This is a genomic window from Thiorhodococcus mannitoliphagus (genome assembly GCF_010915725.1).
GTDB lineage: Bacteria > Pseudomonadota > Gammaproteobacteria > Chromatiales > Chromatiaceae > Thiorhodococcus > Thiorhodococcus mannitoliphagus.
This window is the reverse complement of the sequence record NZ_JAAIJR010000158.1, coordinates 1-10,837: the sequence shown is the minus strand read 5'-3', so window position 1 is coordinate 10,837 and position 10,837 is coordinate 1. Positions and strand designations below refer to the sequence as shown.

The following is a 10,837-nucleotide window of genomic DNA, read 5'->3' as shown; positions in this document are numbered from 1 at the left end:
TGGCCTGGTCGCCGAACGCCTTTCTGAGCTTGATCACGCTCTTGGTGACCGCGTCGTAACCCACCAGAGCGCCGCGCCAGACGTTCTGCTCCAGTTCCTCCCTGGTCACTACCTCGCCCTGATGCGCGGCCAGGTAGACCAGCACCTCCATCGCCTTGGGCTCGACACGCTCGATCCTCCCGGCACGGCTGAGCTGCCCGCAATCGGACGCAACCACCCAATCCCTGACCATGAAATGGGGGCAGCGTTCGACCTCGTCAGTGGGTGGATTCGGCGCCATGGCGTTGATGATGCAAAGACCTCTTTCGACTCGGATGCATGTTCACGCGGTCGCGAGGGCTGCGCGCGTGCCGCCTACCTGCACAGCCTGTCACTGCCGCACTGCGCGGGGTCGACCGGGGCTCTAGCGGCGTTCGGACAACGGACAGGCGCTGGCCATCGGTCAGTTTCCTTCGTTTGTTAATCAGCGTGCTACAAATCGTGTTTTCCGCCGTGGCTCTTAGATTCCTGCCGCCGAAAGCGCTGCAAGCAGTTGCTCCTGCTGCTTCACGTCCGTCATCGGATAGGTTGCCAGCCACCTGCGTGGGTCAAACCCTGGCTTCAGAGCCTGGACCTCTTCCGCCTCCCAGGCGGCCGTGTCCTGGTCCCCCGACGACTCCGCGGTGGCCATCAGATAGACGTGGGCCTCCAGGTTGCTCGGGTTACGCACCAGGGCTTCATTCAGGTTGATCCGGGCCTGCTCCCAGTCGCCGAGGTAAAAATAGGCGCGCCCCAGGAGCAAAAAGTACAGGTACCCGGCGTCCGGGTTCAGACGAATCGCCGCACGCAGCAGCTCGAGCGAGTCGGCTGGACGCCCGACATAGGTTTGGATACCACCCATGAGTGCATAGGCGTCGGCAAAGGACTGATCCACTGAAATGGCCTTCTGCAGCAAGCTCAGTGCCTTAGGGTGATCGCGCTGTTGCGCACTCACATAGGCCAACACCCAATAGACCTCCGGAATTTCCGGGTCGATCTGCAGCGCCGTCTGCGCCATTTCCCGCGCCCGCTCCAAGGCAGCCGCAGGGTCGTCGGTCCACTGGTTGCGGTAATCCGCAGCGTAGGTGAGCGCGAGGCCGGCGTAGGCTCGCCCGAAGTTCGGATCCAAGGAAATCGCGCGTCGATAGCCTTCGCGAGCCCGGTCATTCTCCGCGCGCTGACGCACCAACAAGAGCGATTGACCCTGTAGGAAGGTCTCGTAGGCTTCGAGATTGAGGGTGTATCGTTGGGCGAGTCTTCGGTGTTCGGTCTCGGAGATTTTCAGCGACAGGGCCTTCACGATCTGCCGGCTGATCTGTTCCTGCACATCGAACAGCTCCTTGGGCGGCTGCCGATAACGCTCGGACCAAAGCTGTCGATCGGTCTGCGTATCGATGAGGCGGGCATAGATGCGGACCTCGGCGGGCCTGCGCTGGACGTTCCCGAACACAAGGTAGCGCGCTTGTGCGGCGGCGCCCTCACTAGGCGCTTGACCCAAGATCGAACGGGGACCGATGACCCACAGACCTGAGAGTTTCGAGAGGTCCGTGATGAGGTCGAGGGTCAGTCCCTGAGCAAGATTGGTTTGGTCCTCCGCGCCCCCGGACTTCTCCCCGACCGTCTCAAAGGGCAGGACTGAAATCGTCGGGCGCCCATCGGTCGAGCCTGACGCCAAGTTCGTGGCGACGGCCTGAACATCGGGTGGCGCTTGGCCGGAGAACAGCAAAGCCCATGCCCCCACCAAACCGATGCCGACCGTGATGACGAGGATCGCGATCAGACGCCATGAGGATCTAAACCCATGGGTACCGGCTTTTCCGATGGTCTGAGCCTGAGATCCAGATGGCGGGGCAGCTTGGACTGGCGCGGTCAGCCGGTAGCCCTTTTTCGGGATCATCTGCAGGTAGCGGGGCGACTTGGCATCGTCGCCCAATGCCTTGCGGAGCTTGATGACGACCTGGGTCAAGGTGTCGTCACCGACGTCGACCCCAGACCACAAGGAATTGAAGAGTTGCTCCCGACTCATGACCTGACCGGGACGCTCTGCCAGGCACACCAGAAGCGCCATGACCTTTGGCTCGATCTGCACGATCTTGCCGTCGCGCACCAAGGCGTCACTGGTTGGACGTACCGTCCAAGCGCCGACCTGGAATTCGGAGGTTGCTGTGGCGTCGGGCTTTTCTGCAGCAGCAGGCGCCTGCGCGCTCAATAGGCTGGTCCCCGTTCTTTCGGCGGGTGCGGACTCAGCTTCACTCAGGCCGGGCACAGTCGAGCGATGATCGTCGTCAGCGTCCAGATAACGGACGGGCGCAACCAGGCGGTAGCCGCGCTTCGGGATGGTCTCGATGATGCTCGGCTCTCTGGCCTGGTCGCCGAACGCCTTTCTGAGCTTGATCACGCTCTTGGTGACCGCGTCGTAACCCACCAGAGCGCCGCGCCAGACGTTCTGCTCCAGTTCCTCCCTGGTCACCACCTCGCCCTGATGCGCGGCCAGGTAGACCAGCACCTCCATCGCCTTGGGCTCGACACGCTCGATCCTCCCGGCACGGCTGAGCTGCCCGCAATCGGACGCAACCACCCAATCCCTGACCATGAAATGGGGAGAGCGTTCGACCTCGTCAGTGGGCGGATTCGGCGCCATGGCGTTGATGATGCAAAGACCTCTTTCGACTCGGATGCATGTTCACGCGGTCGCCAGGGGCTGCGCGCGTGCGGCCTTCCGGCGTTCCTGCAGCGGATGTCGGCCGAGCTTTCGATGTGGTGAAGCCCGTGATCGATCCGGAAATTCGAGGGCGTCCGTCGGTTTGTCGAGTATAGGTCAGACGAAGCCGCTGAATCCTGCCGTGAAGGCGGGCGGACAGTGTTCCTTTGTGCGTCAATCCGGCCGGGATCCTCGTGACCGTGTCGATCGCCCGCGCGGAGGGGCCGGGCATGGCCCACTCCACGCTGGTTCGCGCGCCTGACCTCATTGGTCCAAGACCGGCAGGCCAACTGGCGTGGTCGGGACATCGACGATGCGTGCGCCAGGCTCGTCGAGTTGCCAGCTGTAGCCAGACAAGACATAGGTCAAGGAGATCGGCTTGCCGTCCACCGACGCATCCACGGAGACCGCAGTCGGGGAGCGGATAGAGCGGTCTTCGATCGCGATTGCGGCCTCGGGGAAGCGCCGCGCGAGTGCCTCGCAGACCCGCTCGGAACTCGGCCCGATGTCGCCGATCTCGGGTTGATCCTTTATACAAACCGCATTGGCAGTCAGTGAAGTGGGCAGAGTCGCAAGGATGAGTAGGTGTTTGATCATGACGATGCTCTTTCCCGGAACGTTGAAGGTCCCGCAGGGCCGACCCGGGCGTCGATCCGCTGTGGTACCTTTCGTTCTAGAGCCGAACCGTCGAGAAGTCCGGACTGAAAGCCGCCGAAACGGCGACCGTCGTCTTTCGGTCGTGTTTTCCAGGTGACCTCCAGCCACAGAGCGAAGGCTACCCCATCACAAGCCTGCGTCCCCGATTGGCGGTTCGAGTCCACCTGGAGCCTTGACTGAATTACGGAGGCGAGCATGTTCCAAGTGCAGAGAAGAGGACCCAAGCGGATTGACATCGAGCTGAGCGGCAAGCTCGACGCGGACGCCATGAAGGTGGCGCTCGACGCCCTCATCAGCGAGACCGAGGGGCTCGAGAAGGGGCGGATGTTGTACGAGGTCGTCGATTTCCACCTGCCTTCCCTTGGAGCCATCGCGCTTGAGCTTTCTCGCCTGCCGTCCATGCTGAGCCTGATGAAGCGATTCGATCGTGCCGCCGTCCTGACCGACAAGGCATGGATTCATCAAGTGAGCGAGTTCGAAGGGAAGCTCTTTCCTGGCCTCGAGATCAAGGCGTTCGACCGCGATCAGCGTGGCGAGGCAGGAGCCTGGCTGGCGGCGGACAGCTAGCTTCGAGCGCGGCCCATGCTGCTGCGCTGGAGCCTTGGTCGTCACTTGGAGAGCGCCCATCAATTCTTTCCCGATGCGAGCGATCCCGCCCGAAATCCCCCCTGGCCCCCCCTTTGCGAAAGGGTGGAAGCTGTTGATGGACACTTTCTTGGACCGGTAGGGTGGACGAGCGAGAGCGAAGTCCACCGAATCCCGCGCCGTTGTTGGTGGACTGCGCTGCACCCCTCGACTCCGCTCGGGGCACGTCCCTACAAGAAGGCGACTGGTGGAACGATGATCAAGGCGCCGCTGGCCGATAACTGGTCGGCGGGCGAGGGCGCTTCCACCTCGCCGGATCGCGATTGACGCGCCGCCGCAAGCGGCTAGAGTGTCGGGCGTTGCCTCCCAGGGGTGCGGATGGTCAGGGCCGATCCTGATGGCGAGCACCGTCCCTGCCATCTGTCCACCATGCTCGCTCGGGTATCCACCATGCATCCTCTGCTCCTCACGCTGGTCGCCGTTCTGCTGTCGTTTCCCGTCCTCGCCGAAGACTCGGACATCGCATCGCTCTTTGCTGAAGCTGATCGCGAAGGCACGCTGGTGCTGTCTTCGCTGCGCACCGGCGAGACCTTCATCCACGATGATGCACGTGCGCAGCACCGCTTCTCCCCGGCCTCCACCTTCAAGATCTTCAATACCCTGATCGCCCTCGAGGCCAAGGCGATCACCAGGGCCGACGACCGCTTCATTTGGGATGGCCAGCACTACAGCATCCCGGACTGGAATCGGGACCAGACGCTCGCTAGCGCCTTCAAGGTGTCCTGCGTCTGGTGTTATCAAGCCCTGGCGCGCCGGGTGGGCGCTGCGCCCTACCGCGAGGCGATTCGCCAGGCGGCCTATGGCGAGCTCTCCGAGCCCTTCGAACTGACCGAGTTCTGGCTGGATGGATCGCTGCGGGTGAGCGCAATCGAGCAGGTCGACTTCATCAAGCAGGTGGTACAGCGGACGCTCCCCTTCAGCGCGCAGGCCTATGACACCTTGCGCGCCATCATGGTCGTCGAGCAGACCCCAGCCTGGACGCTGCGCGCCAAGACCGGATGGTCGACGCGCTCCAGCCCGTCGATCGGCTGGTATCTTGGATACGTCGAGACGCGCGACGATACCTGGGTGTTCGCGATCAATCTCGACCTCCCGGAGGCAGCGGATCTGCCGCTGCGGCAGCGCTTGACGCGGGCCGCCCTGCAGGCCAAAGGCATCATCGAATGAAGAGGGGGCGCGTCGTCAGTCGAGCCATCCGAGCCTGTTGCGCCAGCGCGGCGCCTGCTGGGGGCGTCGTCCAATGCCCGGTCACTGTTGGACCAGAGGATGATCGAGGCCCGACAGCAACTCGAGGATCTCTATTCGACGCGCGGCAGGAGCGCCCCAAAGGCCTCGAAGGACAATGGCCGATGCAGCAGAAACCCTTGCGCCAGTTCGCAGTCCCGGCTGATCAAGGCATCGCGCTGTTGGATGGTCTCGACGCCCTCGGCGACCACCTTGATCCCCATGGCTCGAGCGATACCGATCACGGCCGTGGCGATCGCCTGATCATCGGTCTCATTGGCGATCCCGTCCACGAAGCTTTGGTCGATCTTGAGACCATCAATGGGATAGCGCTTCAGATAGGTGAGGGACGAATAACCGGTCCCGAAGTCGTCGACGAAGATGGAGATATTGAGGCGCTTGAGGTCGCCGAGCACCTGCAGGACCGCATCGTTTCGATCCATGATGGCGCCTTCGGTGATCTCGACGCCCACGTTTGAAGGACTCAAGTCATGGTGCGCGGCCTGCGCCTTGATGCACGAGATCAAATGATCGGTGCGGAATTGCAGCGGCGAGATGTTGATGAAGACCGGGACCAGCTCGAGACCCTGCTCGCGCCATTGCCGCAGGTCGTGGAAGACCCGCTCGATCACCCATTCGCTGACAGCAACGATCAGTCCCGACTGTTCGGCGATGGGAATGAACTGGCTGGGCGGAATGCTGCCGAGCAAGTCGGATTCCCAGCGGATGAGGGCCTCCGCGCCGACCACTCGCCCGGTCGCGAGATCGACCTCGGGCTGATAGGCCAGCTCGAATTGTCCCTTGGCGAGTGCGACCCGGATCCCGGTCTCGATGGTCAAGCGCCGCTCGGCTAGCAGCTTCATGTCGACCGAGAAGAACTGGAGCTGGTTCTTCCCTTGATCCTTGGCCTTATACATCGCCGTATCGGCATTCTTGAGCAAGGTCTCGCTGTCAGCGCCATCATCGGGGTAAACGCTCACACCCACGCTGGCACTGACGAAGATGTCTTGTCCATGGACGCGGAAAGAGGCTGAGAGGACGTCCACAAGCCGTTTGGCGGTCAAGGAGACCAGATCGGCGCTGTTGTCCTCGACCAAGAGGATGAACTCATCGCCGCCGAGGCGCGCCACCGTGTCCTGCTCGCGCAGTGATGCGCGCATGCGTGCCGCGACCTCGATCAGCAGCTCGTCACCTGCCGCATGGCCCAGGTTGTCATTGATGAGCTTGAAGTTGTCCAGGTCGACGAACAGCACATAGAGCCGCTCACCACTGCGTCCGGCGCGGGTAATCGCATGCTTAACCCGGTCGTCGAACAGGTTGCGGTTCGGTAATCCGGTCAGCTCATCATGGGTCGCCAGATATTCGATCTGCTCGTGGGACTGCTTGATGGCACTGATGTCACTGAAAATGCCGACATAATTGCACAGGGCGCCCTGGTCGTTCCGCACCGCGTTGATGGTGAGCCACTTTGGGATGACGGTGCCATCCGCGCACTTATTCCAAATCTCGCCTTGCCACATCCCCTGACTATTCAGGGTTCGCCACATCTCCGTGTAGAACTCCGGCGGGTGACGGTCGGATCTCAGGAGCGCAGGCGTGTGTCCAATTGCGGCCTCAGGAGGGTAGCCCGTGATCCGCGAGAAGGACTCATTGACCGATAGGATTTTCCCTTCGGGATCGGTGACACAGATGCCTTCACCCGCAAACCTGAAGACACTGGCGGCCAGGCGCAGACCCTCTTCCGCGGCGTGCTGGCTCGTGGTATCCAGCGCTTGGCTGCAGATGGCGGTCATCTTGCCGCCCCCGTCTACCAACGGGAAGCGGGTCACTTTGAGATAGCGGATGCTGTCCCCGATGCTGACCTGCTCCTCGCTGTCCACGGCGCAGCGCCGGCGCAAGACCTCGAGATCCTTGGTCTGCAGCAGATCCGCCAGCTGGGTATCGAAGATCTGGTAGTCCGTGCGGCCGATGATCTGCGCGAGCGTGAGTCCGAAGAAGTCCAAGAAGGGCTGATTGGCGAACTCGTAAGCGCCTGTCTGATCCTTGACCGCGAACATTGAGGCGGCCTGATTCATCACATCCAGCAGCCGTCGCTGCAGCTCTAGCGCTTGGCGTTCCGCGCGTGCGGTCTCGGTCTGGTCTGCGAGGCCGATGACGACGCCACGCGACTCTCCAGCGTGATCCGTATAGGGCACGATCTGCAGGCGGTAATCCGCGTCCGCATTCTGGAGCGTTCGATGGATGGTCTCGCCTTCATGTAGCACACGCTCCGCCTCAGCGGGCAAATCGGCGAATGCGGCCGGCAGCCGCAGGTTCTTGAAGGGGCGGTGATGGCAGTTGGCGGTCAGCTGCATGACCCGCTCGGCGGCCCGATTGAAACGGGTCAGGTGCAGCTGGGTATCCAGCACGACCAAGGGGAAATCCACGCTGTTCTGGACGCTTTCGAAGTCTGCGTTGAGGGCGGCGAGTTCGGCGGACTTGACCATCAACTCTTCGTTGACGGTGACCAACTCCTCATTGCTGGCCTGCAGCTCCTCGTTACTGGCCTCGAGCTCCTCGTTGCTCGCCTGGAGCTCTTCGTTGGAGGCTTGAACCTCCTCGTTGAGCGCCTGCATCTCCTCGTTGCTGGTCTCCAACTCCTGGATGACGGTCTGCAAGTGCTCGCGCGTCGCGATCAACTCGTCTTCCAGCACCCGCATATCCATGTCCAGGTGCGTGGATCGGCTGCCTGCTCGCCGCGGTGGCGTCTGAGGCTCGAAACTGACGAGAAACATCTCGTCGGGCTCGTAGGGGTGATGGGGGTTGACGCTCAGACGGATCAGGCCGGCACGGCCAGGTGCCACCCGCCGCTGACGTCCCTTGGCCGATTTACGCTTGGTGCGTGAGTAGTGGACCAGCGTCAGTAGCTCCGTGCGCAGCTCCTTGCTCAGCATGTTCGGGAACTCCAGCCGCGGCGCCCCGTCGGGCAGCTGGATGTAAGGACTCAGGTCTCCCTGGGTGTGGATCACATAGAGGCGGTCATCCAGCAGGACCGAAGGTGGGACATAGGCCTGGAAGGCCAACTGCTTGAACAGACCGTTGACCGATTCGGTCGGCTCCACCGCTTGCTTGCCGACAATGGCGCCGAGGTGCCCCCGCAAGGTCCTGGCGACGTCGTGATTGGCCGCACCGCCCTTGGGGCGAAAGAGTCGCGCCTTGGCGTCCAGTGACTCGAACAGCGCATCCTGCTGTGAGATGTTCTCTGAGCGCCCGAGGAAGAGGAGCCCGTCGGTCCGCAGCGAATAGTGCATAACGGAGAGGACCTTGGCCTGCAGGTCAGTGGCGAAATAGATCAGCAGGTTGCGGCAGGACACCAGATCGAGCCGCAGAAAGGGTGGGTCGAGTGCCAGATCCTGGCGGGCGAAGACCACCAGATCCCGAATCTCCTTGACGATTTGATATTGATCGCCAACGGGCTCGAAATAGCGCGACACCAGCGTCTCGGGCAGGTCGATGAGCGCCGCCACCGGGAACATAGCGCGCCGCGCCAAGGTCAGCGCTTCCATGTCGATGTCGGTCGCGAAGATCTGGATGCGCAGATCGCGCAGGCCATCCCGACCCAAAAGCTCGGCGAGCACGATGGCAATCGAGTAGGCCTCCTCGCCGGTGGCGCAGCCAGGCACCCAGATTCGCAGCTCTGCGCCCTTGCGCTTCGTCTCCAGCAGTCTGGCGAGCGCCGTCTCCAGCTGCCTAAAGGGCTCGGCATCGCGGAAAAAGGCCGTCACTGAGATCAGGATGTCCTTGGCCAGCCGCTCGAGTTCTTCCGGATGATCCGTCGCAAACTCCACATAGGCTTCCAAACCCTCGGCACCCTGGGTCGCCATGCGTCGGCGCACGCGCCGCCAGAGAGTGGATTCCTTATAGCCGCTGAAGTCGATCTTGGTGCGTCGGCGCACCTCTAGCAGCAGCCGAGTCAAGCGTTGGCTATCCGTCTCGTCCGGGAAGGCGGAGGGCATGGTGGCGACCCGATGAACGAGCAGACTGATCTCATGGGCGATGTTGGCCGGCGGCAGGACGTAATCCACCTCCACCGCATTGATCGCCGACTGAGGCATGCCCGGATACTTGGCCGAGCCCGGATCTTGGGCGAACGTGATGCCGCCGTTGGCCTTGATGGCGCGCATCCCCAGGGTACCGTCGCTGCCAGTCCCTGAGAGGATCACGCCCATCGCCGACTCGCCCTTCGTTTCCGCCAGCGACTTGAGGAACAGATTGACCGATGGCCTCGGACCGATATCCGGACGCGGCTCCTCAAGGACGAAACGGCCCTCGCGCAGCAGCAGATTCCATTTGGGTGGGGAGATGTAGATCGTGCCAGGCAGCGGAATCTCGCCGTCCTCGACGGCCTTGACGGGCATATCCGTCTCGCGGCCGATGAGCTGGACCAGCATGCTGCGGTAGTTAGGCGAGAGATGCTGAGCGATGACGAAGGTGCAGTTGAGCCCCGCCGGGAGCGCGCCGATGAGCAGGGTCAGCGCCTCGAGTCCACCCGCCGACGCGCCGATTCCAACGATATAGTGCAGGTCTGGCTCTTGCTGCGGGGCTGATTCGCTTTCGGGCTGATGAGGTTCGCGCGAGTCGCTCATTCCATGCTCCAACCTGATTGAATCGATCCTAATTGAATCTATCCGAGCCACGTCACCGCGAAGCAACGCCGGCCCAGGCACGATGTCGCCCCGTCACGTCCGCGGCGCTCGGTTAGCGACGGTGCGGCCGTAATTCCCTAGTCTGCATATCAAGTATCTATACTCACACAAGTGATCGCAAGACACCAAGCACATGAGGACCCCAAGAACTTCATGTGTTCGGCGCATAGGGCTTTGAATTGTTTAAAATTAATCCCTTAATTTCGGATTGGTGCGCTTCGACGCCTGCCTGCTTTGCGGCTGGCTCTGAAGCTCTTCATTGCGACCGCAAGTGCGCCCTGTTCGACCGAGTCGAGGGTCAGGTCTCGCCTTGTAGCGCTAGGTCTGACGTGCGACACGCAAGGTTAGCCTCAAGGTACGTCAGCGGGTATGAGCTTTGAGAAAAATCGCCTGAGTTGTCACGGTCAGCGTCCTCTCGGCGTAGGGCCATCCCTTTGCTCGACCGCATGACCGGGCGTCATCGCTCCTATGGATGGTTCCGACATCCAAGCATCGCCGTCCCTGTCTATAGTGGACCCGAAATTTGAGACAGCCCTCTAAGCGTAAAGTGAAGACAAGCGGAGGGGTTGAGATGACGCGCAAACGCTACAGCAAAGACTTCAAGGCCAAAGTGGCTTTGGCGGCGATCAAGGCACAGCAAACAGCCGGCGAGCTGGCCTCGGAGTCCGGGGTGCATCCGAAACAGATCAACGACTGGAAGAAGCAGGCCGTGGACGCCTTACCGGAGGTATTCGGGCGCACCGTGGCGCGGGAAGCCGCCGAGCGCGAGGGCGAGCGTGATCGGCTCTATCAGCAGATCGGGCGTCTGCAGGTTGAGCTGGATTGGTTGAAAAAAAACTATGGAGGCAAATTGAGCTTGAGGAGCTTTTCCTCGAGCGCCGCGAGGTAGGTGTCGGGATGCTGGCGA

The 10,837-nt window shown here is 62.1% G+C and carries 7 protein-coding genes; 3 read left to right on the top strand and 4 right to left on the bottom strand.

The window, feature by feature from the left end; translation table 11 throughout:
- The 3 genes from G3480_RS22920 to G3480_RS22910 all read right to left on the bottom strand — a co-directional run.
- Positions 1 to 280, bottom strand: a 280-nt coding sequence (locus G3480_RS22920; protein ID WP_164656436.1) for a winged helix-turn-helix domain-containing protein, incomplete at its 3' end; no start/stop codon positions are given.
- A gap of 219 nt (positions 281 to 499) precedes the next feature.
- A complete protein-coding gene (locus G3480_RS22915; RefSeq protein WP_164656435.1) occupies positions 500 to 2,659 on the bottom strand; it encodes a winged helix-turn-helix domain-containing protein in 2,160 nt (719 codons plus the stop codon).
- A gap of 324 nt (positions 2,660 to 2,983) precedes the next feature.
- Complete coding sequence (locus G3480_RS22910) at positions 2,984 to 3,316, bottom strand: hypothetical protein (RefSeq protein WP_164656434.1); 333 nt, start codon at positions 3,314 to 3,316, stop codon at positions 2,984 to 2,986.
- A gap of 255 nt (positions 3,317 to 3,571) precedes the next feature.
- Between G3480_RS22910 and G3480_RS22905 the strand changes: the two genes are divergently transcribed.
- Both G3480_RS22905 and blaOXA read left to right on the top strand, forming a co-directional pair.
- A complete protein-coding gene (locus G3480_RS22905) occupies positions 3,572 to 3,943 on the top strand; it encodes a SpoIIAA family protein (protein WP_164656433.1) in 372 nt (123 codons plus the stop codon).
- Positions 3,944 to 4,411: 468 nt separating this feature from the next.
- A complete protein-coding gene (gene blaOXA / locus G3480_RS22900) occupies positions 4,412 to 5,188 on the top strand; it encodes a class D beta-lactamase (RefSeq protein WP_164656432.1) in 777 nt (258 codons plus the stop codon).
- Positions 5,189 to 5,319: 131 nt separating this feature from the next.
- Here blaOXA and G3480_RS22895 read toward each other — a convergent pair whose 3' ends face one another.
- On the bottom strand, positions 5,320 to 9,870 hold the full coding sequence (locus G3480_RS22895) for an EAL domain-containing protein (RefSeq protein ID WP_164656431.1): 4,551 nt from the start codon (positions 9,868 to 9,870) through the stop codon (positions 5,320 to 5,322).
- A 631-nt stretch (positions 9,871 to 10,501) separates the two neighbouring features.
- On the opposite strand from G3480_RS22895, the gene G3480_RS22890 reads away from it, so the two are divergent.
- Entirely contained in the window at positions 10,502 to 10,819 is a 318-nt protein-coding gene (locus G3480_RS22890) for a transposase (protein ID WP_164656429.1), read from the top strand.
- The last annotated feature ends 18 nt before the right edge of the window (positions 10,820 to 10,837 follow it).

Bases quoted from the DNA above. Each gene is read 5' to 3' on its own strand.
- G3480_RS22905 (WP_164656433.1), top strand. From the start codon at position 3,572: ATGTTCCAAGTGCAGAGAAGAGGACCCAAGCGGATTGACATCGAGCTG.
- G3480_RS22895 (WP_164656431.1), bottom strand. From the start codon at position 9,870: ATGAGCGACTCGCGCGAACCTCATCAGCCCGAAAGCGAATCAGCCCCG.
- blaOXA (WP_164656432.1), top strand. From the start codon at position 4,412: ATGCATCCTCTGCTCCTCACGCTGGTCGCCGTTCTGCTGTCGTTTCCC.
- G3480_RS22910 (WP_164656434.1), bottom strand. From the start codon at position 3,316: ATGATCAAACACCTACTCATCCTTGCGACTCTGCCCACTTCACTGACT.
- G3480_RS22890 (WP_164656429.1), top strand. From the start codon at position 10,502: ATGACGCGCAAACGCTACAGCAAAGACTTCAAGGCCAAAGTGGCTTTG.
- G3480_RS22915 (WP_164656435.1), bottom strand. From the start codon at position 2,659: ATGGCGCCGAATCCGCCCACTGACGAGGTCGAACGCTCTCCCCATTTC.